This window comes from Frondihabitans sp. GW821-FHT04F02, assembly GCF_059420045.1.
Map to the genome: position 1 here is coordinate 425,209 of NZ_JBWKSZ010000001.1, position 25,596 is coordinate 450,804.

27 protein-coding genes are annotated in these 25,596 nt (G+C 69.7%); 20 read left to right on the forward strand and 7 right to left on the reverse strand.

What is annotated here, in order from left to right; translation table 11 throughout:
- Window positions 1-2 precede the first annotated feature (2 nt).
- The 10 genes from AC07TY_RS02030 (at window position 3) to rbfA (ending at window position 11,042) form a co-directional block, all read left to right on the forward strand.
- Window positions 3-890, forward strand: a complete 888-nt coding sequence (locus AC07TY_RS02030) for a DUF58 domain-containing protein (protein ID WP_494784190.1) — start codon at window positions 3-5, stop codon at window positions 888-890.
- Window positions 877-1,353: a hypothetical protein gene (locus tag AC07TY_RS02035; RefSeq protein ID WP_494784191.1), complete on the forward strand. Its 477-nt coding sequence runs from the start codon at window positions 877-879 to the stop codon at window positions 1,351-1,353. The genes AC07TY_RS02030 and AC07TY_RS02035 overlap by 14 nt, the downstream gene beginning before the upstream one ends.
- Window positions 1,344-2,345 (forward strand): VWA domain-containing protein, encoded by a 1,002-nt coding sequence (locus tag AC07TY_RS02040; protein ID WP_494784192.1) that lies wholly within the window; start codon window positions 1,344-1,346, stop codon window positions 2,343-2,345. Before AC07TY_RS02035 ends, AC07TY_RS02040 begins: the two co-directional genes overlap by 10 nt.
- On the forward strand, window positions 2,342-3,373 hold the full coding sequence (locus tag AC07TY_RS02045) for a VWA domain-containing protein (RefSeq protein WP_494784193.1): 1,032 nt from the start codon (window positions 2,342-2,344) through the stop codon (window positions 3,371-3,373). The genes AC07TY_RS02040 and AC07TY_RS02045 overlap by 4 nt, the downstream gene beginning before the upstream one ends.
- A complete protein-coding gene (locus tag AC07TY_RS02050) occupies window positions 3,370-4,296 on the forward strand; it encodes a hypothetical protein (RefSeq protein WP_494784194.1) in 927 nt (308 codons plus the stop codon). Before AC07TY_RS02045 ends, AC07TY_RS02050 begins: the two co-directional genes overlap by 4 nt.
- Before the next feature lie 49 nt (window positions 4,297-4,345).
- A complete protein-coding gene (locus AC07TY_RS02055; protein ID WP_494784195.1) occupies window positions 4,346-6,097 on the forward strand; it encodes a proline--tRNA ligase in 1,752 nt (583 codons plus the stop codon).
- Between the two features lie 62 nt (window positions 6,098-6,159).
- Window positions 6,160-7,173, forward strand: a complete 1,014-nt coding sequence (gene nusA / locus AC07TY_RS02060; protein ID WP_123504797.1) for a transcription termination factor NusA — start codon at window positions 6,160-6,162, stop codon at window positions 7,171-7,173.
- Window positions 7,174-7,220: 47 nt separating this feature from the next.
- Window positions 7,221-7,499 carry a YlxR family protein gene (locus AC07TY_RS02065; protein WP_494784196.1) on the forward strand — a complete coding sequence of 93 codons (279 nt, stop codon included), beginning with the start codon at window positions 7,221-7,223 and terminating at the stop codon, window positions 7,497-7,499.
- Window positions 7,500-7,665: 166 nt separating this feature from the next.
- The gene (gene infB / locus AC07TY_RS02070; protein WP_494784197.1) at window positions 7,666-10,458 is read left to right on the forward strand and encodes a translation initiation factor IF-2; all 2,793 of its coding nucleotides are present in this window, start codon (window positions 7,666-7,668) and stop codon (window positions 10,456-10,458) included.
- Between the two features lie 83 nt (window positions 10,459-10,541).
- Entirely contained in the window at window positions 10,542-11,042 is a 501-nt protein-coding gene (gene rbfA / locus AC07TY_RS02075) for a 30S ribosome-binding factor RbfA (protein WP_494784198.1), read from the forward strand.
- A gap of 97 nt (window positions 11,043-11,139) precedes the next feature.
- Here the strand turns inward: rbfA and AC07TY_RS02080 are convergent, their stop codons facing one another.
- The gene (locus tag AC07TY_RS02080) at window positions 11,140-12,009 is read right to left on the reverse strand and encodes an HhH-GPD family protein (RefSeq protein ID WP_494784199.1); all 870 of its coding nucleotides are present in this window, start codon (window positions 12,007-12,009) and stop codon (window positions 11,140-11,142) included.
- A gap of 23 nt (window positions 12,010-12,032) precedes the next feature.
- Between AC07TY_RS02080 and AC07TY_RS02085 the strand changes: the two genes are divergently transcribed.
- The 9 genes from AC07TY_RS02085 to AC07TY_RS02125 all read left to right on the forward strand — a co-directional run bounded on the left by AC07TY_RS02085 (window position 12,033) and on the right by AC07TY_RS02125 (window position 19,669).
- Entirely contained in the window at window positions 12,033-12,596 is a 564-nt protein-coding gene (locus AC07TY_RS02085; RefSeq protein ID WP_494784200.1) for a nucleoside/nucleotide kinase family protein, read from the forward strand.
- Between the two features lie 31 nt (window positions 12,597-12,627).
- Window positions 12,628-13,545: a tRNA pseudouridine(55) synthase TruB gene (gene truB / locus AC07TY_RS02090; protein WP_494784545.1), complete on the forward strand. Its 918-nt coding sequence runs from the start codon at window positions 12,628-12,630 to the stop codon at window positions 13,543-13,545.
- On the forward strand, window positions 13,542-13,910 hold the full coding sequence (locus tag AC07TY_RS02095; protein WP_123504791.1) for a hypothetical protein: 369 nt from the start codon (window positions 13,542-13,544) through the stop codon (window positions 13,908-13,910). The genes truB and AC07TY_RS02095 overlap by 4 nt, the downstream gene beginning before the upstream one ends.
- A 46-nt stretch (window positions 13,911-13,956) precedes the next feature.
- Window positions 13,957-14,424: a hypothetical protein gene (locus AC07TY_RS02100; protein ID WP_494784546.1), complete on the forward strand. Its 468-nt coding sequence runs from the start codon at window positions 13,957-13,959 to the stop codon at window positions 14,422-14,424.
- A gap of 2 nt (window positions 14,425-14,426) precedes the next feature.
- Window positions 14,427-15,419 carry a bifunctional riboflavin kinase/FAD synthetase gene (locus AC07TY_RS02105; protein WP_494784201.1) on the forward strand — a complete coding sequence of 331 codons (993 nt, stop codon included), beginning with the start codon at window positions 14,427-14,429 and terminating at the stop codon, window positions 15,417-15,419.
- Window positions 15,420-15,452: 33 nt separating this feature from the next.
- On the forward strand, window positions 15,453-17,006 hold the full coding sequence (locus tag AC07TY_RS02110; protein WP_494784202.1) for an SDR family oxidoreductase: 1,554 nt from the start codon (window positions 15,453-15,455) through the stop codon (window positions 17,004-17,006).
- Window positions 17,003-17,578, forward strand: coding sequence for a GDSL-type esterase/lipase family protein (locus AC07TY_RS02115; protein WP_123504788.1), 576 nt, complete (start codon window positions 17,003-17,005; stop codon window positions 17,576-17,578). Before AC07TY_RS02110 ends, AC07TY_RS02115 begins: the two co-directional genes overlap by 4 nt.
- A 41-nt stretch (window positions 17,579-17,619) precedes the next feature.
- Window positions 17,620-17,994, forward strand: coding sequence for a DUF6804 family protein (locus tag AC07TY_RS02120; RefSeq protein ID WP_488626409.1), 375 nt, complete (start codon window positions 17,620-17,622; stop codon window positions 17,992-17,994).
- A gap of 148 nt (window positions 17,995-18,142) precedes the next feature.
- The gene (locus AC07TY_RS02125; protein WP_494784203.1) at window positions 18,143-19,669 is read left to right on the forward strand and encodes a stealth family protein; all 1,527 of its coding nucleotides are present in this window, start codon (window positions 18,143-18,145) and stop codon (window positions 19,667-19,669) included.
- A gap of 22 nt (window positions 19,670-19,691) precedes the next feature.
- On the opposite strand, the gene AC07TY_RS02130 is transcribed toward AC07TY_RS02125, so the two are convergent.
- The 3 genes from AC07TY_RS02130 to rplU form a co-directional block, all read right to left on the reverse strand.
- Complete coding sequence (locus AC07TY_RS02130; protein ID WP_123504785.1) at window positions 19,692-20,657, reverse strand: phosphodiesterase; 966 nt, start codon at window positions 20,655-20,657, stop codon at window positions 19,692-19,694.
- A gap of 301 nt (window positions 20,658-20,958) precedes the next feature.
- A complete protein-coding gene (gene rpmA, locus AC07TY_RS02135; protein WP_123504784.1) occupies window positions 20,959-21,213 on the reverse strand; it encodes a 50S ribosomal protein L27 in 255 nt (84 codons plus the stop codon).
- A 15-nt stretch (window positions 21,214-21,228) separates the two neighbouring features.
- A complete protein-coding gene (gene rplU, locus AC07TY_RS02140; RefSeq protein WP_488625879.1) occupies window positions 21,229-21,540 on the reverse strand; it encodes a 50S ribosomal protein L21 in 312 nt (103 codons plus the stop codon).
- 133 nt (window positions 21,541-21,673) lie between these two features.
- On the opposite strand from rplU, the gene AC07TY_RS02145 reads away from it, so the two are divergent.
- Window positions 21,674-22,243 (forward strand): hypothetical protein, encoded by a 570-nt coding sequence (locus AC07TY_RS02145; protein ID WP_494784204.1) that lies wholly within the window; start codon window positions 21,674-21,676, stop codon window positions 22,241-22,243.
- Window positions 22,244-22,258: 15 nt separating this feature from the next.
- On the opposite strand, the gene AC07TY_RS02150 is transcribed toward AC07TY_RS02145, so the two are convergent.
- From AC07TY_RS02150 to AC07TY_RS02160, 3 genes are all read right to left on the reverse strand, one after another.
- A complete protein-coding gene (locus AC07TY_RS02150; RefSeq protein ID WP_488626406.1) occupies window positions 22,259-22,666 on the reverse strand; it encodes a DUF779 domain-containing protein in 408 nt (135 codons plus the stop codon).
- The gene (exaC, locus tag AC07TY_RS02155; protein WP_494784205.1) at window positions 22,666-24,207 is read right to left on the reverse strand and encodes an acetaldehyde dehydrogenase ExaC; all 1,542 of its coding nucleotides are present in this window, start codon (window positions 24,205-24,207) and stop codon (window positions 22,666-22,668) included. Before exaC ends, AC07TY_RS02150 begins: the two co-directional genes overlap by 1 nt.
- 113 nt (window positions 24,208-24,320) lie before the next feature.
- Window positions 24,321-25,586, reverse strand: coding sequence for a GAF domain-containing protein (locus AC07TY_RS02160; protein ID WP_494784206.1), 1,266 nt, complete (start codon window positions 25,584-25,586; stop codon window positions 24,321-24,323).
- Between the last annotated feature and the right edge of the window lie 10 nt (window positions 25,587-25,596).

Genomic DNA, 25,596 nt, shown 5'->3' on the forward strand with positions numbered 1-25,596 from the left:
CCGTGGCGGGCCTCCTCCTCCGGGTGAAGACGAAGATGAGCCTCTTCGCCCACCGAAAGACCCTCGACCTGCTCGAGGGCGGCTACGCGTCGGTCCATCGCGCGCGCAGCCACGACTTCGACGACCTGCGCGAGTACGTGCCGGGCGACGAGGTGAAAGACATCGACTGGAAGGCCACCGCCCGCCACGGCGAGCCCCTGGTCAAGCGCTACGTCGCGGCCCGGCGGCACCACCTGGTGCTGCTCATGGACACCGGCCGCAACATGGCGGCGACCGCCGAGAGCGGCGAGCCGAAGAAGGACATCGCGATCATGGCCTCGGGAGCCCTGGCCTCGATCGCCACCGGCCACGGCGACGTCGTCTCGCTGATCGTCGGCGACGACGGCGGCTCGCGCAGCTACCCGCCCGGGCAGAAAGAAGAGCACCTCGAGCGGCTGCTCCGCGCCGTCGACGAGCGGATCACCCTCGAGTCGCCCCGCAGCGACGTCGTGGGCCTGCTCGAGCACGTGGCCCGGCGTCTCACGACCCGCTCGATGCTGCTGGTCGTCACCGACGACGTCCGGCTCGCCGACGAGCACTTCGCGCTGCTGAAGCGGCTCCGCGTGCGGCACGAGGTGCTCTGGCTCACGATCGGCGACGCCGACCTCATGCACCCGGCGCGCGGCGGTCGCGAGGTCTACGACGTTCAGGAAATCGCAGCGCTGCCCGCCTACGTGCGGTCGAACCGGTCGCTCCAGGTGCTGTTCGCTCAGGAGGCGTCCGTCACCGTCGAGTCCACCGAGCGCGAGCTGCGGCAGCTCGGCGTCACCAGCCACCGCATCGCCTCTCAGTCCGACGTCGTCCCCGGTCTGTTCGCCCTCCTCGAGAAGCACCGCCGTGCTGGACGATAGGGGCTTCTTCGGGCCGGCCCAGTACGACCGGTTCGTCCTGTACCTCGTGATCGGTGTGCTGCTGGTCGCGCTTCTCATCGCCTGGTACGTGTTCCTGGTGCGGTTCTCGCGCACGCGCTTCCCGCGCCCGGTGGTCGACGGCCCGAAGCCGCGCGTCGAGCTCGGCCTCCTGCAGGTGAAGTACGGCGCGATGATCGACGAGGTGAACGCGCTCTCCGAGACGGGCGAGCTCTCCGAGCGCGCCGTCCACGGCCGCCTCAGCCTGCTCCTGCGCTTCTTCGCCTCCGAGGCGTCCGGCATCGAGGCGCAGGTCATGACGCTGTCCGACCTCCGGAGCGCGTCGCTTCCGCGCGTCACCGGCGCCGTCGAGCAGTACTATCCGCCGGCGTTCCAGAAGCAGCACCCCGGCGACCCTGCCGCCGCCGTCGCGACGGCCCGCGAGGTGGTGCGCTCGTGGAGCTGATCTTCTGGTGGATGCCGCTCGCCGCCCTCGGCCTGGCGATCGTGGGCGCAGCGCTCTACGTGCGCTGGCGTCGCCGTACCCACGACCTCCTGCGCCGTGACGGCGTGCCGGTCGCGCACAGCGAGCGCCTCACCGAGCTGCCCGAGTACCGCCGCGTGATGCGCCGGTATCGCGCCCTCCTCGGCGCCCTGCTCGCCGTCGTCGTCGTCGCGGCCGGCTCGGGCGTGCTCCTGGCGTCGCGGGTGTCGAGCGTCGAGACCGTCGAGCCGCAGTCGTACAAGCGCGACATCATGCTCTGCCTCGACGTCTCGGGGTCGATGACCGACGTCGACGCGAAGATCGTCGACACCTTCGCCTCGCTCGCCGAGGGCCTGAACGGCGAGCGGATCGGCCTCACCGTGTTCGACAGCTCGGCCGTCCAGGTGTTCCCGCTCACCGACGACTACGACTACATCACCGCGCAGCTGAAGACCTACCGCGACTCGTTCCAGACGCAGGGCGACACCGGCGTCCGCTACTGGACCGGCACCGACCTCGGCCAGGGTGCCTCGCTCATCGGCGACGGGCTCGGCTCGTGCGTGCTCGGGTTCGACGGCGACACCTCGTCGAAGCGGCCGAAGTCGATCATCCTGGCGACCGACAACTACGTGAACGGCAGCCCGATCCTGACTCTGAAGCAGGCCGGCGCCCTGGCGACCAAGCGAGGCATCCGGGTCTACTCGATCGATCCGGTCGCCGGCTCCTCCGAGAGCACGAGCGACACGGTCGCCGCCGAGCTCAAGAGCGTCGTCGACTCGACGAACGGCGGCTTCTACGGCCTGTCGGGCACCGATACCGTGCCGGCCATCGTCAAGCGCATCGACGAGCAGGAGGCCGGCCTCTTCACGGGGGCGCGGCGGCTCGTGGTCGCCGACAACCCGGTGCCGCTCACGATCGCCGGGATCCTGCTGGTGATGGGGGCCCTGGGGCTGCTCTGGCGGGTGAGACTGTGAGAGACCTCGTCTGGCGTCCGGTCCTGCCCTGGCCGCTGCTCGTCGTGGCGGCGGTCGTGCTCGTGGGCTTCGTCGCCTGGCGCATCGTCTCGGAGCGCGGCGACCGCCGCATGCTGACCGCGTGGGTGCGGCGTGCCGCCATCGTGGCCCTGCTGCTGGTCATCGCCGCGCGTCCGGGCATCCCCGGCGGCACGGCCAAGGCGTCGGTCGCCGAGCTGAACGTCTTCTTCGTCGTCGACACGACGTCGAGCTCCGCGGCGGAGGACTGGGACGGCACCGAGCCCCGCCTCGACGGCATGCGCGCCGACATCGAGTCGATCACCGCCGACCTCGCCGGGGCCCGGTTCTCGCTGATCTCCTTCGACCAGACCGCCATTCAGCGGGTTCCGCTGACCGAAGACGCGTCGGCCGTGGTGACCTCGGCGAAGAGCATGCGGCAAGAGATCACCTACTACTCCAAGGGAAGCACCATCTCGGAGGCCGCCTCCCTCCTCGGGGACCGGCTCACGGCCGCCCACACGGCCGACCCGCGCCGCGCGAACGTCGTCTACTACCTCGGCGACGGCGAGCAGACCGCCGACACCGCCCCCGGCTCGTTCTCCGCCGACCGGGCGTCGACCGACGGAGGGGGAGTCCTGGGCTACGGAACCGCCGCTGGCGGACGCATGAAGGTCTTCGACGGCTACGGCGACCAGTACTCCGCCAAGGGCTACATCGAAGACAAGACGAAGTCGGGCTCGCCCGATGCCGTCTCGGTGATCGACCAGGGCAACCTGAACACGATCGCCTCGCAGCTCGGGGTGCCGTACCTGCACCGGGAGGCGGGAGGGTCGCTGGCCTCGGTCGTCGACGATGCGAAGAAAGGCCACGTCACCAGCGCCGCGGGCAGCACGGCCAGCACGCGCGACCTCTACTGGATCCCCGCGATCGCCCTGTTCCTGCTCCTGTTCGTCGAGATCGCCGTGGTCGCCCGCGCCCTCGGCGACGTGCGACCGCGCCGGATCGCGGCCGGGGGAGGTCGCCCATGACCACCACGCTCCTGCCGCCCGTCGCGCCGCCCCCGCCGCCCGACGACGTCGACGCTCTCGACGCCGCTCCCGAGGTGCCGACCGACCTCGTGGCCTACCGCCGTCGCTACCGGCGCCGCCTGTTTTGGTGGTCGCTCGTGCCGGTGCTCCTGGTCCTCGTCGTCGCCGTCAAGCTGGTCAGCATGCCGATTCTCGCCGGTGTCGCCCAGGGGCAGTACGAGCGCAGGAACTTCGACCAGGTCGTCGCCGCCTCGGACGGTCTCGGTCCGGGGAACGTCCTCGAGCCCTGGGTCCGCCACTTCGACCGCGGCACGGGTCTGGCGGGCATCGGGGTCCTCGTCGACTCCCGCACGGAGCTCGAACGCGCGCTCGCGCTCGTGCCCGCCTCCAACGTCGCCGCGACCTGCCGGGTGCAGACCGACCTGGCGCTGGTCGTCGAGCAGCAGGGCGACAGCGCGGTGCTCGACGGCGATCTCGACAAGGCGTCAGCCTTCTACACGCACGCTCTCGCGCTCATCGACCAGGCGCCGGACGGCTGCTTCGACGATCCCGAGAGCGCCTCGGCGCCGCCGAGCAAGAAGCCCCTCGACGACGCCAAGAGCCGGCTCGAGCAGAAGCAGCAGCAGGCGCAGGGGCAGGGGCAGTCCGGCGGCTCGCAGGGTCAGGGCGGCGACCAGCAGGGCGATCAGGGCCAGGGGGGCGGCCAGGGCGACCAGTCGAAGGGCGGCTCCGGCCAAGGCGGCGACTCCGGCTCGGGAAGCGGCTCGGGTTCCGACCAGGGGACCGGGAGCGGCTCGGGCTCCGACCCGCTCGACAAGCTGCAGCAGCAGAACGGCGACGCGCAGGAGCAGCAGCAGCGCAACAACGACCGCAACCGCCAGTTCGACCAGACGCCGAAGGACTACACGGGCAAGCCCTGGTAGGGGTGAGCGCGTGAATCCCGGAGTTGCGGGCGGTCGGTAAGCTTGCGGCGTGTCTACGCGCCTCTCTCAGCTCTTCGTCCGCACCCTCCGTGAAGACCCCTCCGACGCGGAGGTGACCAGCCACCGCCTGCTCGTGCGGGCCGGCTACATCCGGCGCCAGGCGCCGGGCATCTTCGCGTGGCTGCCGCTGGGGCTGCGAGTCAAGGCCAAGATCGAGGCGATCATCCGCGACGAGATGACGGCCGCCGGCGCACAGGAGGTGCACTTCCCCGCGCTCCTGCCCCGCGAGCCCTACGAGGCGACCGGCCGCTGGACCGAGTACGGCGAGGGCATGTTCCGCCTGCAGGACCGCAAGGACGCCGACTACCTCCTCGCGCCCACCCACGAGGAGGCCTTCACGCTGCTCGTCAAAGACCTGTACTCGTCGTACAAGGACCTCCCTCTCACCCTGTTCCAGATCCAGGACAAGTACCGTGACGAGGCCCGCCCCCGTGCCGGCCTCCTGCGCGGACGCGAGTTCACGATGAAGGACGCCTACTCGTTCGACTCGTCCGACGCCGGTCTCGACGCCAGCTACCAGCTGCAGCGAGACGCGTACGAGCGCATCTTCGCCAAGCTCGGGCTCTCGTACGTGATCGTGAAGGCCGACGCCGGCGCGATGGGCGGCTCGAAGAGCGAGGAGTTCCTGCACCCCATGGAAGCGGGCGAGGACACCTTCGTGCGCTCGGCCGGCGGCTACGCGGCGAACGTCGAGGCCTTCACCACCATCGTCCCCGACGAGATCGCACTCGAGGGGCTCGCCGAGGCGACCCTGCTCGACCCGCACGACACTCCCACGATCGCGACGCTCGTCGAGCACCTGAACGCCACGCAGCCTCGTGATTCCGGCGAGTGGACGGCGTCCGAGACGCTCAAGAACGTCATCGTGGCGCTCACGCACCTCGACGGCACACGCGAGATCATCGCGCTCGGCCTCCCCGGCGACCGCGACGTCGACATGAAGCGCGTCGAGGTGGCCTTCTACCCCGCCGAGGTCGAGGCCGCCGGCGAAGCCGACTTCGCGAAGAAACCGCTGCTCGTGAAGGGCTACATCGGCCCGCAGGTGCTGGGCTCGGAGAGCGAGTCGGGCATCCGCTACTACGTCGACCCCCGCGTCGTGTCCGGAAGCTCCTGGGTCACCGGCGCCAACGAAGACGGCGTGCACGTGCGCGACCTGGTCATGGGCCGCGACTTCGCCGCCGATGGCGTCTACGAGATCGCTCAGGTGCGCGAGGGCGACCCCGCGCCCGACGGCTCCGGCCCCATCGAGACCGCCCGCGGCATGGAGATCGGACACGTCTTCCAGCTCGGGCGCAAGTTCGCCGATGCCCTCGGGCTGAAGGTGCTCGACGAGAACGGCAAGCAGGTGACCGTCACGATGGGCTCGTACGGCATCGGCGTCACGCGCATCCTCGCCGTCATCGCCGAGTCAAACAACGACGACAAGGGCCTGATCTGGCCCGAGAACGTCGCTCCGTTCGACGTGCACGTGGTCGCCACGGGCAAGGACGCCGTCGTCTACGAGGTCGCGGAAGAACTCGTGTCGGCCCTCGAGGGCGCGCGCCTCGACGTGCTGTTCGACGACCGGCCCAAGGTCTCGCCCGGTGTCAAGTTCGGCGACGCCGAGCTGCTGGGCGTGCCGCAGATCGTCGTCGTGGGCCGCTCGGCCGGCGAGGGGATCGTCGAGCTGTGGGACCGCCGCACGGGCGAGCGGACCCCTGTTCCCGTGGCGGAGGCCGTCGCCGCTCTGACGACCAGGTAGACTGCTTGTTGCTGTTCGGCCACCGCTAGAACGGCACGATTCTTAAATATTGGAGGCCCTCAGTGGACATCGACCTGAGTGTGCTGCGACTCATGGAGCGCGAGCGCGAGATTCCCTTCGACGAACTCGTGGAGATCATCGAGCAGGCCATTCTCACGGCCTACCTGAAGCACGAAGGCAACGGCGAGGGCCACGGGGCCGAGGCACCCGGAGCCGAGTCGCGCTCGTCGGCCCGCGTCGAGCTCGACCGCAAGACCGGCCACGTCTCGGTCTTCTCGATCGAGCACGACGACAACGGCGAGGTCGTCGGCGAGGCGATCGAGACCCCGGACGACTTCGGCCGCATCGCCGCCTTCGCCGCGAAGCAGGTCATCAACCAGCGTCTGCGCGACATCGGCGACGACAAGGTCCTCGGGCAGTTCAAGGGCCGCGAGGGCGAGATCGTCGCCGGCGTGATCCAGCAGGGTCCCAACCCGCGCATGATCCACGTCGACCTCGGCTCGTTCGAGGCGATCCTGCCCCCCGAGGAGCAGGTGCCCGGCGAAGACTACTCGCACGGGCGACGCATCCGCGTCTACGTGACCAGCGTCTCGAAGGGCTTGAAGGGCCCCAGCGTGACCGTCTCGCGAACCCACCCCTCGCTGGTGCGCAAGCTGTTCGCGCTCGAGGTTCCCGAGATCGCGTCGGGTGTGGTCGAGATCGTGTCACTGGCTCGCGAGGCCGGCCACCGCACGAAGATCGCCGTCCGCGCGACCGAGCCCGGGGTCAACGCCAAGGGTGCCTGCATCGGCGAGCTGGGCCAGCGCGTCCGGGCCGTCACCGCCGAGCTCAACAACGAGAAGATCGATATCGTCGACTACTCGGCCGACCTGCCGACGTTCGTCGCGAGCGCCCTGTCGCCCGCCAAGGTGTCGAGCGCGTTCGTGATCGACGCCGCGACCAAGGCGGTCCGCGCGCTCGTGCCCGACTACCAGCTGTCGCTCGCCATCGGCAAGGAGGGCCAGAACGCCCGCCTCGCCGCCAAGCTCACGGGCGCCCGCATCGACATCCAGCCCGACTCGATCCTCGAGGATTAAGCCGGTTCGCTCGTGGCGTCTGGGCGTCCGAGCGAGGGAGGGGTAGAGTGGAACCCGTCAGAACGTGCATCGGCACTCGAACGCGCGCTCCACGATCCTCTCTTCTGAGGGTCATTGCCCTCGAAGGGCGCGTCGTACCCGATACGGCAGCGTCGCTCCCCGGGCGGGGCGCCTGGTTGACCCCGTCGATGCCGGCGTTCGAATCAGCAGTCAAGCGCAGGGCGTTTCGCCGGGCACTCCGACTCGATTCCGAACCCGACACCAGTGCGCTCCGCGAGTTTCTCGAGGCGCGTGCGACACCTCCCGCAGAAGTCGTCACCTCGTGACGGCCGCCGCGAACTAGCCAGTGGCGCCAACCGGGCGCCGCGAGTCACTACACAGACAGAAAAGGCTGATCAGCCCATGGACAACTAATGAGCACCTCGAAATGAGTTGCGTCCAGCACTAATGGCTTCCTCCTGACCCCGGGTGGAGGCCCGAGACAGGAGAACAGTGGCAAAACCACGCGTACACGAGATCGCAAGCGAGCTCGGTATCGAATCGAAAGCAGCGCTCGAGAAGCTGAAAGAGATGGGCGAGTTCGTCAAGGGCCCGTCGTCCAGCATCGAGCCGCCCGTCGCGCGCAAGCTGCGCGCCGCCTTCGCCGGCCAGTCCGGCTCGGCCGCTGCGGCACCGGCTGTCAAAGCACCCGCTGCCAAGGCGCCCGCCGCCACGGCCCCGGCGACCGCTGCCAGCAGCGCGCCGCGACCCGGCGCTCCGCGCCCCGCCGCGCCCACCCCCGGCCCGGCGGCTCCCAAGCCCCCCGTCGCCGAGACCCCGGCCCCCGAGGCCGAGCCGGCACCAGCCGCCGAGGTCCCGGTGACGCCGGCGCCCCTGACGGTCGCCGAGCGCCAGGCTCAGGCCGAAGCCGCTCGCAACGCCCCGAAGGCCGACGCGGACACCGCGGAGGCCACCTCGGGTGCGCCTCGTCCCGGCGGTCCTCGTCCCGGCGCTCCGCGTCCGGGCAACAACCCCTTCGCTTCCAACCAGGGCATGGGCCGCCCGTCGGCCCCGCGTCCGGGCGGAACCGGCGCAGCCGGTCCTCGTCCTGGCGGCGCCGCTGGTCCGCGCCCCCAGGCGCCGCGCCCCGGGGCACCCCGTCCGGGCGCTCCGCGTCCGGGTGGCGCACCGCGCCCCGGCGGCTTCGGCCAGCGTCCGGCCGGTGCGGGCTCGCGCCCCGGCGGCTTCCAGCGCCCCGGCGGCCCTGGTGCCGGCGCGGGTGCAGGCGCACCCGGTGGATTCCGACCCGGCTTCGGCGCTCCGCGCCCGGCCGGCGGCGGTGGCGGCGGTCGCGGTCGCGGCCCCGGTGGTGGTACCGCCGGTGCGTTCGGTCGCGGTGGCGGCAAGAGCAAGGCACGCAAGTCGAAGCGGACGAAGAGGGCCGAATTCGAGATGCGCCAGGCACCGTCGCTCGGCGGTGTCAGCGTCCCGCGTGGCGACGGCACGACCGTCGTCCGCCTGCGTCGCGGCGCGTCCATCTCGGACTTCGCCGACAAGATCGACGCGAGCCCCGGCAACCTCGTGACCGTGCTGTTCCACCTCGGTGAGATGGCCACGGCGACCGAGTCGCTCGACGAGGCCACCTTCGAGGTGCTCGGCGAAGAGCTCGGCTACCGCATCCAGGTCGTCTCGCCGGAAGACGAAGACAAAGAGCTCCTCGAGGGCTTCGACATCGACCTCGAGCAGGAGCTCGAAGACGAAGACGAGTCGGTTCTCCAGATCCGTCCTCCCGTCGTCACGGTCATGGGTCACGTCGACCACGGTAAGACGCGACTTCTCGACGCCATCCGCAACGCGAACGTCGTCGCGGGTGAAGCCGGCGGAATCACGCAGCACATCGGCGCCTACCAGGTGTGGGCTCCGCACGAGGGCGTCGAGCGCGCCATCACCTTCATCGACACCCCCGGTCACGAGGCGTTCACCGCCATGCGTGCCCGTGGTGCCCAGGTCACCGACATCGCGATCCTCGTGGTCGCAGCCGACGACGGCATCATGCCGCAGACGGTGGAGGCGCTGAACCACGCCCAGGCGGCAGGAGTGCCGATCGTGGTCGCGGTCAACAAGATCGACAAGGAGGGGGCCAACCCCGCCAAGGTCCGTCAGCAGCTGACCGAGTACGGGCTCGTCGCGGAGGAGTACGGCGGAGACGTCATGTTCGTTGACGTGTCGGCTCGCGACCACAAGAACATCGACAAGCTGCTCGAGGCTGTCCTCCTCACGGCCGACGCGGGTCTCGATCTGCGTGCGAACCCCGAGAAGGACGCCCGCGGTATCGCGATCGAGGCGCGACTCGACAAGGGCCGCGGTGCTGTCGCCACCGTCCTCATCCAGTCCGGAACCCTCCGGGTCGGAGACGCCATCGTCGCGGGAACGGCTTACGGCCGCGTCCGCGCCATGATGGACGAGAACGGCGACCCGGTCGACGAGGCCTACCCCTCGCGTCCCGTCCAGGTGCAGGGCCTCTCGAGTGTTCCGCGAGCCGGCGACACCTTCCTCGTCACCGAGGAAGACCGCACGGCCCGTCAGATCGCCGAGAAGCGCGAAGCCGTCGAGCGCAATGCCCAGCTGGCCAAGGCCCGCAAGCGCATCTCGCTCGAGGACTTCACCCGTGCACTCGAAGAGGGCAAGGTCGAAGCGCTCAACATCATCATCAAGGGCGACGTCTCGGGTGCCGTCGAGGCACTCGAAGAGTCGCTGCTCAAGATCGAGGTGGACGACAGCGTGCAGCTGCGCATCATCCACCGTGGTGTGGGTGCGGTCACCGAGAGCGACGTCAACCTGGCGACCGTCGACAACGCGGTCATCATCGGGTTCAACGTGCGCCCCGACACGAAGGCGCGCGAGCGTGCTGCCCGCGAGGGAGTGGACATCCGCTTCTACTCGGTCATCTACGGCGCCCTCGAAGACATCGAGAACTCGCTCAAGGGCATGCTCAAGCCCGAGTTCGAAGAGGTCCAGTCGGGCGTGGCCGAGATCCGCGAGATCTTCCGCTCCTCCAAGGTCGGAAACATCGCGGGTGTCATCGTCCGCTCCGGAACGATCACGCGCAACGCCAAGGCGCGCGTCATCCGCGACGGCGTGGTGGTCGGCGACAACCTCGCCATCGACTCGCTGCGTCGCTTCAAGGACGACGTCACCGAGGTCCGCACGGACTTCGAGGCCGGTATCGGTCTGGGCAAGTTCAACGACATCCAGATCGGCGACGAGATCGAGACCATCGAGATGGTCGAAAAGCCCCGCGTGTAGAACGTGAGGCACTGGGCCCGCAGGATCACGTGATCCTGCGGGCCCTTCCCCCTGCAAGGCCAGTACCCCGGAAAGAAGGCCCCATGGTCGACGCACAGCGCGCCAGCAAGATGGCCGATCGCATTCAGCAGATCGTCGCCCGCCGCCTCGAGCGCGGTATCAAGGATCCCCGCATCGGCTTCGTCACCATCACCGATGTGAAGGTCACGGGCGATCTCCAGCACGCCTCGATCTTCTACACGGTCTACGGCTCCGACGAGGAGCGCGCCGACACCGCCGCAGGACTCAAGGCGGCCACCGGCATGTTCCGCTCGGAGGTCGGCAAGAACATCACGGCGCGGCTCACCCCGTCGCTGGAGTTCATCCCCGACGGCATCCCTGAGAATGCGGCGGCCATCGACGCCCTGCTCATCGAGGCACGACAGCGCGACGCCGAGAGCATCGCGCTGGCCTCGACGGCCGAGTACGCCGGCGACGAGGACCCGTACGTCAAGCCGCGCGAGCTCCACGACGACGACGAGGCGGAGTACTCGCTCGACGGTCCCGCGGGCGGCTCGGAGGAGCCCGACGGCGGCACCCGCTAGTTCCTGCACCGGCTGAGGGCTGAACCCTCTCGATCGGCCTGGGCGCCAGTCCGCGGACACGTGCACTGGCCGATCCGAGGGGTCTAGCCCCCGCGCGTCAGTCGGGCAGGCCGTATCCGGCCGACGGCGTCCCGACCACCAGGCCGTCGCGCACGAGGCTGGCGAGTGCTCGCGACCGCTGCACGTCGTCGCCCCACACATCGTCGAGCTCCGAGGCGGGCACCGGGATCTCGCTCGCCCGCAGGGCCCCCAGCAGCAGGCCGCGGACCTGGCGGTCCGACCCCGCGTACTTCTTCTGCGTGCGGCGCGGCGGCCCGTCGTGGGCGGGACGGCCTCTGAGCACCCACGCGCACTGGGCCTCGAGGGGGCACTCGGCGCAGCGGGGCGAGCGGGCCGTGCAGACGAGAGCCCCCAGTTCCATCGTCCCGGCATTCGTGTCGTGCGCGTCGGCGAGGTCGTCGGGCAGCTGCGACTCCATCAGCGGCAGGTCGCGCTTCGCGTGGGGGGAGCCCGGTTCGGCCAGGCCCTCGACGGCCCGGGCCAGCACCCTCCGCACGTTGGTATCGACGACAGGGACTCGCTTGCCGTACGCGAACACCGCGATCGCCCGCGCGGTGTAGTCGCCGATCCCGGGCAGGGCGAGGAGCTCGTCGACGTCGGACGGCACGACGCCGCCGTGCTTCTCGGTGATGGCCACGGCGCAGGCATGCAGATTGAGGGCGCGGCGGGGGTAGCCGAGGCGATCCCAGGCGCGCACGGCCTCCGAGGCGGGGGAGGCGGCGAGCGACTCCGGGGTCGGCCAGCGCTCCAGCCAGGCCTCGAGCTTGGGGATCACGCGCACGACCGGGGTCTGCTGCAGCATGAACTCGCTGACGAGCGTGCCCCAGGCGGGGAAGCCGGGCTGCCGCCAGGGGAGGTCGCGGCCGTTCTCGCGGAACCACGAGACGATCGCGGGGGAGATTGTCACCCGTCGAGCCTAGGCTCTGAGCCATGATGCGATGGGCACCCGAGAAGAAAGACACCGTTCGCGCCCTGGCGGACGAGATCCTGCACAACTACGGCCGTGGCCGGGTGCTCGTCGCGGTCGACGGGCCCGACCGGGCCGCCGCGGCGGTGTTCGGCGACGACCTCGTCGAATCCCTGCACGAGGCCGGCCACGGCGCGTTCCGCGCCTCGGTCGACGACTTCCTGCTGCCCCGGGCCGAGCGCGAGCGCCGAGGCGACGACTCCGCGGTCGACGAGTCGGCGCTCCGCCGCATGCTGATCGAGCCGTTCCGCCTGGGCGGCAGCGCCGCGTGGGTGCCGGCGGCCTTCGATGCGGTGGCCGACCGGCAGGTCGAGGCCGACTGGGTCACCGGTCCGGCCGACGCCGTCCTGGTCGTCGACGGGGCGCTCGAGGGCCGTTCTGCTCTCGGCACCCTGTGGCACTATGCGGTCTGGGTCGAGGGCTCCGACGCGGGCGACCGCAGTCCCGATGGCCGAAGGCGCGCTCAGGCGACCATCGACAACACCGACCCCGAGCACCCGCGCCGTCTCTTCGACGACGCGTGCTGAGGCCGGCGCACCCCGCCCGCTAGGCTAGGCGATCGTGAACAGCGGCCCCCAGCACAGCGGCATCCTCCTCGTCGACAAGCCGCAGGGCACCACGAGCCACGACGTCGTGTCGCGTGTCCGCAAAGCCGCCGGCACGCGCAAGGTCGGCCACGCGGGCACCCTCGACCCGATGGCGACCGGACTCCTCGTCACGGGTGTCAACTCGTCGACCCGCCTCCTCACCTTCCTGGTCGGCCTCGGCAAGACCTACGAGGCGACCATCCGCCTCGGCTCCTCGACCGACAGCGACGACGCCGACGGCACGGTCACGGCGACGGCCGATCCCGATGCGATCGCAGCCGTGGCCGACGACCTCATCGCGGCGGGCGTGGCCGAGCTCACCGGCGACATCCAGCAGGTGCCGACGACCGTCAGCGCGATCAAGGTCGACGGCAGGCGCGCCTACGACTTGGCCCGCGAAGGTGTCGAGGTCGAGCTGAAAGCCCGGGCCGTCACGGTATCGCGCTTCGAGATCGTCGGGCGCCAGGATTCGTCCGACGCGATCGACCTCGACGTCGTCGTCGACTGCTCCTCCGGCACCTACATCCGTGCACTGGCGCGCGATCTCGGCGCGGCTCTCGGCGTCGGCGGCCACCTCACCGCCCTCCGGCGCACGAAGATCGGACCGTTCGACGTGGCCGACGCGATCGAGACGCTCGACGCCGAGTCGGTCCGGCCCGCGCTGCTGGCGCCCGCCGTCGTCGCCCGTCGGCTCTTCCCCGTGCTCGAGCTGACCGCCGAGCAGGCGGTCGACCTCGGTCACGGCAAGAAGCTGGCCGTCGACCTCGCCGACACGAAGCGCCCCGTCGCGGCGATCTCGCCCGGCGAGCGGCTCGTCGGGCTCGTCTCGGTGTCCCGGGGCACGGCCCGTCCCATCGTCAACTTCCCTACGGACGAGGTCCGGTCATGATCGAGTGGTTCACCTGGGTCCAGGCCGCCATCGGCGCCGCCGTCGCGCTGTTCTGCATCGTGATGGGGCTGGCCCGCCGCATCCCCAACGACTACACGCTCGGCGCCGTCGCCCTGGTCGAGCTGCTTCTGATCGCCCAGCTGGTGGTGGCGATCATCGCCCCGTTCGCCGGCAACCGCGCCTCGGGCAGCGTCCTCGAGTTCTTCATCTACCTCGTCGTCGCCCTGCTCCTGCCGCCCCTCGCGGTCGTGTGGGCTCTCGTCGACCGCACCCGCTGGAGCAACGTCGTGCTCGGCGCCGCCGTCTTCGCTGTCGCCGTGATGGTCGTGCGCATGCTTCAGATCTGGACGGCGACGGCCTCGTGACCGTCGCGGTCGCCGCCGGTGCCCGCCGGGTCATATCCTTGTCATGATGGTCCAGAAGCAGTCAACACGAGCGGTCGGCATCGGCCGCGTCCTCATCGCCGTCTACGCGATCCTCGCCCTCGCGGCGACCGGACGCTCGGTGTTCCAGATCGCGACCCAGTTCGAGCAGGCGCCGCTGGCGTACTCGCTCAGCGGGCTGTCGGCCGTCGTCTACATCGTCGCGACCATCGCGCTGATCGTGCCGGGTCGCAAGTCGTACGGCCTCGCCTGGGCGACGATCACCTTCGAGCTGGCCGGCGTGGTGCTGGTCGGCCTCATGTCGATCATCGCTCCCGAGGTCTTCGTGCCGAGCGCCGAGTACGCCCACTCCGACCACTCCACCGTCTGGACCTACTTCGGCATCGGCTACGGCTTCGTGCCGCTCGTGCTGCCGATCCTCGGGATGCTGTGGCTGCGCCGCACCCGCCCCTCCCGCGGCGACGCGCCCGTCGGGGCCGCACCGCGAGAGGTCTGAGCGTGGACTTCTTCACGAACCTCGCCGACGTGCCGGCGGGCTTCGGGCCCTCCGCGGTCACGATCGGCAAGTTCGACGGAGTCCACCTGGGCCACCGAGCCGTCATTGCGGCGCTCCAGACCGTGGCGCGCGACCGCGATCTCGTGTCGGCGGTCGTCACCTTCGACCGCCACCCGCTGGCGGTGCTCCACCCCGGCGCCGTGCCCGAGGCGCTGACGAGCAACCGCCAGAAGCGCGAGCTGCTCGAGTCGACCGGCGTCGAGGCGACGCTGATGCTGACCTTCGACGAGCACCTCCGCGACCTGACCCCCGAGGAGTTCGTCGACCGCGTGCTGGTCGAGGCGATGCAGGCCGAGGTGATCCTGGTCGGGGGCGACTTCCGCTTCGGCAAGGGCGGCGCCGGCACCGTCGACACCCTGCGCGAGCTCGGGCGCACGCGGGGGTTCGACGTCGAGCTGATCCCCGACGTGCTCTTCGAGATCGGCTCTCTCGTCGAGTCCGGGGCGCTCGTCGAGTCCGGAGCGCCGGAGCTGGGCGAACGCCGCGTCTCCTCGACCTGGATCCGCCAGCTCCTCGACGCCGGCCGCATCGTCGAGGCCACCGCCCTGCTCGGTCGCGCGCCGTCCGTCCGCGGGGTCGTCGTGCACGGTGAGATGCGCGGGCGCGAGCTCGGCTTCCCCACCGCCAACCTCGAGCCGAAGAGCGAGGGGTTCGTGCCGGCCGACGGCGTCTACGCGGCCGACGTCATCATCGACGGCCTGGCGCACGGTGCGGCCGTGTCCGTGGGCAACAACCCGACCTTCCAGGGCGTGCCCGAGAAGCAGGTCGAGGCGAACCTCCTCGACTTCGACGGCGACCTCTACGGCAAGGAGGTCACGGTGTCGTTCCTCAGCTGGGTGCGCGGCAACGTGAAGTTCGACGGGCTCGAGTCGCTGATCGCGCAGATCACGAGAGACGTGGCCGAGATCCGCGCCTATCTCGACGCCCGCGGCTGAGAGGCTGCCGCAACCGCGGCGTAGGTTGGGCCGATGCCCGACTCGCCAGAACAGCCTCACGCCCCGCAGCACCGCCGGTCGACGCCGAAGCGCCGTGTCCTGGTCACCGGAGCCACCGGCTACATCGGCGGCCGCCTCGCGCCCCGCCTCATCGAGGCCGGGTTCGACGTGCGCGTCTTCGTCCGCAGCCCCGACAAGCTCATCGGAGTGCCGTGGGCCGGTGACGTCGAGGTCGCCCAGGGCGACCTGACCGACGCCGACTCGGTCAGGGCGGCGCTCGAGGGCGTCGACGTGCTCTACTACCTGGCGCACGCCATGGCCGGCAAGGGGGCGTTCGAGGAGACCGAGGCCGAGGCGGCCCGGACGGTGGCGCCCGAGGCGAAGGCGGCCGGAGTCTCGCGCATCGTCTATCTCGGCGGACTGCACCCCGACGGGCCGCTGTCGCCCCACCTGGAGTCGCGCAAGAGGGTCGGCGAGATCCTGCTCGCCTCGGGGGTTCCGACTGCGGCCCTGCAGGCGGGTGTCGTCATCGGGTCGGGGTCGGCCTCGTTCGAGATGATCCGCCACCTCACCGACGTGCTGCCGTACATGCCCGCGCCGCGCTGGGTGCGCAACTGGATCCAGCCGATCGCCGTGCGCGACGTGCTCCACTACCTGATCGGCTCGGCCGACGTGCCCGCGGATGTGAACCGCGCCTTCGACATCGGCGGCCCCGACGTGCTCCGCTACGGGCAGATGATGAACGGCTACGCGGTCGAGGCGGGCCTGAAGCAGCGGCCGATCGCGCCCCTGCCGGTCCTGACCCCGTGGCTGGCGTCGCAGTGGGTCAACCTCGTCACACCCATTCCGCGGTCGTTGGCCATCCCTCTCGTGGCGTCGCTGCAGTACGACTGCGTGGTGCGCGAGCACGACATCGACAAGGTCGTGCCGAAACCCGAGGGCGGCCTGACCGGCTACCGTCGAGCCGTGCGCCTGGCCCTTGGCAAGATGCGCGACGGCGAGGTCGAGACCAGCTGGCAGGACGGCTCCGTCGACGGCGCCCCCAGCGACCCGCTGCCGAGCGACCCCGACTGGTCGGGCCACACCGTCTTCACCGACGACCGCTCCACCGACATGAAGGCGTCGCCCGAGCAGCTCTGGCGGGTCATCGAGGGGATCGGCGGCGACAACGGCTGGTACTCGTTCCCCTTGGCCTGGGCCGCGCGCGGCTGGATGGACCGGCTCGTCGGGGGAGTGGGCCTGCGTCGAGGCCGCCGCAGCCCCACGAGCCTCCGCCCCGGCGACGCTCTCGACTGGTGGCGGGTGGAGAGCATCGAGCGCAGGAACTTCCTGCGGCTCCGAGCCGAGATGAAGGTCCCGGGCAAGGCGTGGCTCGAGATGTTCGTGTCGGACGGCCCCGAGGGCGGGGCCCACTACCGGCAGCGTGCCGTGTTCTTCCCGACCGGGTTGAGCGGGCGGCTCTACTGGTTCGCGATCCTGCCCTTCCACGGAGTCATCTTCTCCGGCATGCTGAACAGGATCTCCGCCGCCGCATCGAAAGAACCGGTCGAGCGGCCGGCGGTCTCCGAGCAGGAAAGAAGGCGATGACGATGGGCGAGAAGCTCGTGTTCTTGGGCGACAGCCTCACCGAGGGCGGCGACTGGGCGGCGCGGTTCCCGAACGACGAGGTCGTGAACCTCGGTGTCGGCGGCGACACCACGATGGATGTGCTCGCGCGAATCGACGACGTCGTGGCGGCCGACCCCGACTCGATCGTGCTGCTGATCGGCACGAACGACTTCGCGTCGAAGCGGAGCGTCGAGCAGGTGGTGCGCAATATCGAGACCATTCTCGTCGACCTGCGGCGCCTGCTGCCGGGAGTCCGCCTGCTGCTGCAGTCGATCGCCCCGCGCGACGTCGAGTACTCCGCGCGCATCCAGGACGCCAACCGGCACCTCCGCCAGTTCGCGGCGACCGTTCGAGCGCAGTACCTCGACCTGTGGCCCGCCCTGGCCGTGGGCGACGCGCTCGACCCCGACTTCACCGAGGACGGCCTGCACCTCACGACGGCCGGCTACGACGCCTGGGTGTCGGAGCTCGAGCCCGGGCTCGAGCGGCTGCGCGAGGAGCCGCCGATGAGCAGGCCGATCACGATCATCCGGCCGAGCGAGGCTCGCTGACGCCGCCCGGCCGGTCCCGCCGCGGGCGCTAGGATCGGAGCATGCCCACACCGCAGAAGGCCGCGTTCACGCGTCCGGCGTTGGCACCGGGGCTGTTGGCCGCGATCGCTCTGATCGCCGGCGGTGCCCTGATCTCGAGCGATGCGTTCGTGCTCTTCCGCTACGTCGTGGCGATCCTCGCCCTGATCGTGCTGGTCTTCGCCTGGCGGGGCAGGGCGTGGGGCTACCTGCCGTTCCTTGCCGCGATCGCGGTGCTCTGGAATCCGGTGTGGCCTGTGCCGATCACGGGACAGCTCTGGCAGGGCATGCAGTTCGCGGCCGCGGCGGTGTTCATCGTCGTGGGCGTCCGGGTGAAAGTGGCGTCGGCCGACGCTCCGGCCTCGACGACTCCGGCTCGTACTCCTCGCTCTCGCTAGGCCCACCGCACCGGTATCGGCACCACGTCAGCGCAACCGGTCGCCGACAGAGTAAAATCGTCTAATTGCACTCATGGCCGCCCGGGCCGTCGCAGGAAGTGGAGTCTGAATGGCTACGGAGATCGTCGGCTCGGCGGAGAGTCCTCTCTTGACCCCCCGTTCCACCACCGGCGGTCGCGACCGCGAAGGCGCCGCTCTCAAGCGCGACGACCTCGTGATCCGCAAGGGGCAGTACACGCTCCTCAACGGCCATCTCACCCCGCAGCAGTCCATGCTCGAAGACCTCGCCTTCGTGAAGGGCGTGCTCGACGATTCCGGGATTCCGCACCTGCTCGTCCGTGGCAACGGGGAGCGTCCCGTCATCGCCGTCGACGCCGAGCGACGCGCCGAGTTCGAGACGGCCTTTCGCGCCGCAGCTCAGGGCGAGCCGTTCTACTCGAAGGGCAGCCACGGTCGCGCGGCCCTCGTGATCGCCGACGGCTTTGGCTCCGAGACCGAGCGCGTCATCCGCCTGTTCCGCCCGCGCGTCGAGCCGCTCGGCCGTCTCCGCTACGGCGCCGGCTTCGCTGTCCAGGTCGAGTTCTGGATCACCACCGAGACCGAGGTGCTCGCCCCGGTCGAGAACGCTCTCATGCGCAGGACCCTCCCGCTCGATGAGGCGAACCTGACCGACATCGAACGCTACGGCTTCCACTGGCAGACGATCGAGCACATGTTCGACGACCATGCGACCGACATCACCTTCGACGTCGACATCGTCTTCTCATGGGTCGACGGCAACTCCGTCGAGTACCAGCGGGCCCGAGCCGCCCGAGAGAAGAAGCACGTGCTCGGCGAGGGCGACGACGCTCCCGCCCGGTTCCGGCAGATCGACGAGCTCAAGTACGCTCTGCGCTCCGTCTACATGTTCGCGCCGTGGATCCGCACCATCTACATCGCGACCGACTCGCCGGCCCCGGCCTGGCTCGCCGATCACCCGCGCGTGCGCATCGTCCGCAGCGAGGAGTTCTTCGCCGACCCGTCCGTCCTGCCGACGCACAACTCGCTCGCCGTCGAGTCGCAGCTGCACCACATCGACGGCCTCAGCGAGCACTTCCTGTACTCGAACGACGACATGTTCTTCGGCCGGCCGGTCAGCCCGAGCATGTTCTTCTCACCGGGCTCGGTCACGAAGTTCATCGAGGCGGACACCAGGATCGGCCTGGGGCTGAACAACGCGACGCGATCCGGGCACGAGAACGCCGCCCGAGTCAACCGCCAGCTGCTGCAGCAGCGGTTCGGACGCGTCACCACTCGCCACCTCGAGCACACGGCCACGCCGCTGCGCAAGAGCGTGCTGTTCGAGATGGAGCACGAGTTCGCGGCCGACTTCGCGTCGACCGCCGCCTCGCCGTTCCGGGCCGCGACCAACATCTCGGTGACGAACTCGTTCTACCACTACTACGCGCTGGTCACGGGGCGCGCCATCGTGCAGGAGAACGCGAAGGTGAGCTACGTCGACACGACGATGGTCGCCGGTCTCGCCATCCTGTCCGAGCTCCTGAAGAAGCGCTCTGACGACTTCTTCTGCCTCAACGACGGCAGCTTCCCCGAGGTCACCGACGAAGAGCGCACCGCGGTCGTCACCGACTTCCTCGAGCGCTACTTCCCCTTCAGGGCACCCTGGGAGCACTGACCGTTCGAGGCGGGCCCAGCGGCTAGAGGGTGCCGATGGGGCCCGTGAGCGACAGGTCGCGCGTCGGAACGGTGAGCACGTCGGGCTCGGCGCGGTGGCGCGGACGAGCGGCGGGGATGACGACGCCGGCCTCGGCGAGTCGCGCGGCGACCTGCTCGGGGCCCACGTACTCGCCGACGGTGCGGTAGCTGCCGATGGGGACGACCGAGCTGACGATGGTCTCGGGGTAGACGTGCATCAGGTTGTACGACTGCGCGCCGTCCTGGCCGCGGGTCGCACCGGTCGGGATGTTGAGGTCGGCGGTGTAGCAGGTGGCTGAGGCGACCGAGACCGGGATGCCGGCGAACATGGCGTTCGTCGAGAAGTGCAGGTGGCCCGCGATGATCGAGCGCACATCGCTGCCTTCGACGACTTCGGCGAGCGAGGCCTGATCGCGCAGCTCGACGAGCACGGTGAGGTCTTTGATGCTCGGTACCGGCGGGTGGTGCATGGCCAGGATCGTGCCGTCGGGAGCAGACACCGACAGCTCTTCGGCCAGCCAGTCGAGCTGGGCGCCGGTGAGCTCGCCGTAGTGGTGGCCCGGCACGGTGGTGTCGAGCGTGATGATGCGGAGTCCGTTGACGTCGTAGACGAAGTCGACGGGGCGGTCGCTCGGAATCTGGCCGAAGAGCTCGGAGCGGAATGCGCCCCGGTCGTCGTGGTTGCCCATCGCCCAGATGATCTGGGCGCCGAGACGGAGCGCCACAGGCTCCATCAGCGCGCGGAGCTTGCGATAGGCTCCCGGCTCGCCCTTGTCGGCGAGGTCGCCGGTGACGACGATCGCTTCGGGTCGAGCCCCGGAGTCTTCGAGCTCGGCCAGGATCTGGCGGAGACGGCTGGCACTGTCGACATCGCCGTAGAGGTCGGAGTCGGCCTCGATGAGATGCGTGTCGCTGAGGTGGAGGATGAAGTGGTCGGGCCGAGCGTGCTCAGCCGTGCGGAGACCCATGATTCTCGCATTCGCGTGGTACAGATGGAGCCAGTCTGACGTGGGCGAGTGTGACGCTCACGCTCGTGCAAGGTGTTCGTAGCCAAGTCCACCATCTGTTTGCTGGTCGTACGGTGAATCAGACCGCGCGAGTCGGTTAACCATGTGAGAACAACTGCTGAACCCGGTCGACATTAGCGGGGTGCACCGGCCAGGGCGAGGCCCCCATTCGAGTCCTTGCCGACTTATTACCTTCTTCAATGACGGTGCGCGAAAAAGGCGGGCCACCGTGAGGTGGCCCGCCTTTTCGAGATTGCTGCAGTCAGACGCCTGCGACGATGTTGACGACCTTGCGGCCGCCCTTGGCGCCGAACTCGACGCTGCCTGCGGCGAGGGCGAAGAGGGTGTCGTCGCCGCCGCGGCCGACGTTCACGCCGGGGTGGAAGTGGGTGCCGCGCTGGCGGACGAGGATCTCGCCGGCCGAGACGACCTGGCCGCCGAAGCGCTTGACGCCGAGGCGCTGCGCGTTCGAGTCGCGGCCGTTACGGGTGGATGATGCGCCCTTTTTGTGTGCCATGAGTCAGCTCCTCGACTAGTTGGTGGTGATCTTGGTGATCTTGACGCGGGTCAGGTCGGCACGGAAGCCCATGCGACGCTTGTAGCCGGTCTTGTTCCTGTAGTTCTGGATCACGATCTTCGGGCCGCGGAGGTCGTTCAGGACCTCGCCCTCGACGGTGACGGTGCCGAGCTGGTCGCCCGAGAGGATGGTGTCGCCGTCGACGTGCAGGACGGGGACGAACGAGACGGTGTCGGACTCGGCGGCCTTGAGACGGTCGACGGTCAGAATCGTTCCGACCTCGACCTTCTCCTGACGGCCGCCGGCGCGCACGATTGCGAAAGCCATGGGTACTCCTTGAAGAAAGACTGTGGTGTTCAGTAGCGCGATGGTGCCCGGTTCGCCGGACAACTTGTAGAGTCTTTCACAAATGTCAGGATCAATCAAACTTCGCAGGCCGCCGCGATTCACGGCGGAGATCGTGGCCGACGCCCGTGAGCGGATCGCCGAGATCGTCGCCGACCTCGAGCAGCTCACGACCGACTACGCCGACGACATCGAGGTCTGGGGCTCGGCGGTGACCACCGCCGGCTGGGAGATCGCGAGCCTCGGCCAGTGGCTCGGCCTCGAGGGCGAGGCGACCCTGCTGCTCGGCGGCGCGTCGTACCCGGAGATCGCGGAGCACCAGGGCACCAGCCAGTCGAACGTCTACAACCGCGTCGGCCGGTCGCTGACCCTCGCTCCGTATGCCAAGGCGTCGGGCGCCGTGACCCGCGTGTCGGCCGAGGGCCTGGCCGACGCACGGCGCGAGTACGCGATGGACGAGCCGGGCGGGGCGGGGGAGCCGGGGCCCGACGCGTCGAGCCTCGCCGAGAGGATCCCCGAGTTCCTGCGCCCGGGGCCCTCGTCGACCACCGAGATCGTGGCGGGCCTGCCGGACTACCGCCGGTCGAGCGTGCTCTCGACGCTCTCGGTGCTCGCCCGCCGCGGTGTCGTGGTCAGGACAGGCCACGGCGTCTACGCTCTGCCGCCCGAACCGGGCAGAGCGTAGACGTCGCGGCAGCTCTCAGATCAGGTCGAAGGCCTTCAGCTCGGCGTCGTCGAGCATGCGCGACCGGATCAGGAAGCGCTTGCCCTCGGGGGATTCGACACTGAACCCGGCACCGCGGCCGGCCACCACGTCGATGGTGAGGTGCGTGTACTTCCAGTACTCGAACTGGCTCCTCGACATGTAGACCTCGATCGGGTCGATCCCGTCGATGTGCAGGTCGCCCAGGTGGACGTCGACCGCGCCGATCCGGAAGAAGCCGACCGGGTAGCACATCGGCGAGCTGCCGTCGCAGCACCCGCCCGACTGGTGGAACATCAGCGGGCCGTGCTGCTCCGTCAGCTCGACGAGGAAGGCGGCTGCCGCGGGTGAGACGTCGACCCGCGACAGCGCCTGCTGGGTATCGGACACCGAGGTGTCCGGCATCAGAAGAATCCCATCGGGCCGTCCGCGTACGACACGAGGAGGTTCTTCGTCTGCTGGTAGTGGTCGAGCATCATCTTGTGGTTCTCCCGGCCGATGCCCGACTGCTTGTAGCCGCCGAACGCGGCTCCCGCCGGGTACTGGTGGTAGGTGTTCGACCAGACGCGGCCGGCCTGGATGTCGCGGCCCGCCCTGTACAGCTGAGCGCCGTTGCGGCTCCACACGCCGGCGCCGAGGCCGTAGAGGGTGTCGTTGGCGATCTTGATGGCGTCGTCGTAGTCGCTGAAGCTCGTCAGCGAGAGGACAGGGCCGAAGATCTCCTCCTGGAAGATGCGCATCGAGTTGCGGCCCTCGAAGATCGTCGGGTTGACGTAGTAGCCGTCGGTGAGGTCGCCGCCCAGGTCGGCACGGTCGCCGCCGAGGAGCAGCTTCGCGCCCTCCTGCTTGCCGATGTCCATGTAGCTGAGGATCTTCTCGAGCTGGTCGTTCGACGCCTGAGCACCGATCATGGTGTCGAGCGAGAGCGGGTTGCCCTGCTTGACCTGCTTGACGCGCTCCACTCCGTCGGCGGTGAACTGGTCGTAGATGCTCTGCTGGACCAGCGCGCGGGACGGGCACGTGCAGACCTCGCCCGAGTTCAGGTTGAAGAACGAGAAGCCTTCGAGCGCCTTGTCGTAGAAGTCGTCGCGCTCGTCGGCCACGTCGGCGAAGAAGACGTTCGGGCTCTTGCCGCCGAGCTCGAGGGTCACCGGGATCAGGTTCTCGGATGCCATCTGCATGATCAGGCGGCCGGTCGTCGTCTCGCCGGTGAAGGCGATCTTCCGGATGTTCGGGTGGGAGGCGAGGGGAGCGCCCGCCTCGACGCCGAAGCCGTTCACGATGTTCAGGACGCCGGCGGGGAGGAGATCCTGAATCAGCTCCATGAACACGTGGATCGACGCGGGTGTCTGCTCGGCCGGCTTCAGCACGACGCAGTTGCCGGCCGCCAGCGCCGGGGCGAGCTTCCAGACGGCCATGAGGAGCGGGAAGTTCCAGGGGATGATCTGGCCGACGACGCCGAGCGGCTCGTGGAAGTGATAGGCCACGGTGTCGTTGTCGATCTCGCCGGTCGAGCCCTCCTGCGCGCGGATCGCGCCGGCGAAGTAGCGGAAGTGGTCGATGGCCAGCGGCACGTCGGCGGCGAGAGCCTCGCGGATCGGCTTGCCGTTGTCCCAGGTCTCGGCGACGGCGAGCATCTCGAGGTTCTGCTCCATGCGGTCGGCGATCTTGTTCAGGATGATCGCGCGCTGGGTGATCGTGGTCTTCTTCCACGAGTCGAAGGCGCGCCAGGCTGCCTCGACGGCCCTGTCGACGTCGGCCGCATTGCCGCGCGCGACCTCGGTGAAGACCTTGCCGTTGACGGGCGACGGGTTCTCGAAGTACTTGCCGGACGAGGGGGCGACGTACTCGCCGCCGATGAAGTGGTCGTAGCGGGGCTTGAACTGCACCTTGGCATCCGGGCTGCCGGGGTTCGCGAAGGTGCTCGGAGGAGTCGTGACGGTCATTGTCGTATCCCTTTCGACGTCGTTGTCGGTCGCCGCGGGTAGCGGCGTCCCTCCACGATACGAACGGGCAGGTTGCGAACGGTTGCGCTGCGCGCTGTGCACGGGCGCAGGAACTAGAGGCGGTCCAGCTGCTCCAGACGCGCCACTATCCCCGCCCGGCGCGGCGATCGCGGAGGCAGCATGCCGAGGGCGGCCATCAGGATCTCCCGGTCGGACTCGGCCGCCGAGCTCCTGGCGTAGTCGAGCAGCACGTCGACGCCGGCGTCCGAGAGGAGGGACTCGCGCACGCGGGCGGCCAGGAGGTCGCGGATCTCCTCGATGCCGGGCGCCGTCGAGTTCGGGAGCACGGGGCCGGTGTACGCCTCGACGGCCCGCCGGTACGAGCCGCGGTCGAGCAGCGACATCACCTTCCCGACGTCGGTCTCGAGCGGGCTGATCAGACGGTAGGGGCGCGAGAGGGGAGCCATCCGGGGGTCGAGCACCTCGAGGGCGTGACGCAGGCGCACCATCTCGGAGCGCAGGGTGACGATCGCATGCGGATCGCCGTAGACGAGGGAGGCGAGCTCGTTGGCTCCGAGGCCGCGCTGGTGCCAGGAGAGAAGCGTCATCAGCTCGCTGTGCCGGGCGCTCAGGCTGACGATCCGGCGGCCGTCCGACATGAGGGCGACGTCGCGCCCGAGGGTGGTGAGGCTCGCCGGGGCTGAGGCGGTCGGCCGGGCGATGCGCTGGCGGGCCGGCGTCGAGCGGGGCGGAGCCGACGTGAGGCGCGACACCATGAGCTCGGCCTCCATCGCGGTGGCCGTGGCCTCGAGGAGAGCGAGGGTGTGGGGGCCGACAGCCCGCTCGTCGCCGGTGATGTCGAGGAAGCCGAGGATCCGGCGGGTCACCGGGTCGTGCACCGGGACCGCGGAGCAGCTCCAGTTCTGCACGAAGACGTTGTAGTGCTCGTGGCCGCGGATCTGCACGCCGTGGTCGAGCACCAGAGCCGTGCCGGGAGCCGAGGTGCCCACTCGGCTCTCGGCCCAGCCTGCCCCCTCGACGAAGCGCATGTCCTCCGCAGAGCGCTTCGCCGAGTTGTCGCCCTCGACCCAGAGGAGGCGTCCCTGCTCGTCGCCCATGGCGACGATGAGACCCGAGCCCTCAATGTCGCGCAGCAGGAGGGTGCGGGCGACCGGGAGGAGAAGGGAGAGCGGGTGCGCGCTGCGGTAGTCCGCGAGCATGTCTTCGGGAAGCTCGACGTCGGCCAGCACGCTCTCGGGATCGAGACGGCGGCGGCGGGCGCGCTCCCAGGACTCGCTGACGATGCGGCGGTGGGCGGCCTGCGGGCCCCGCGGAACCTCCGGGGGGAATGAGGCCCACGGGCTCGGACTGAATGCCATGCCACACCAA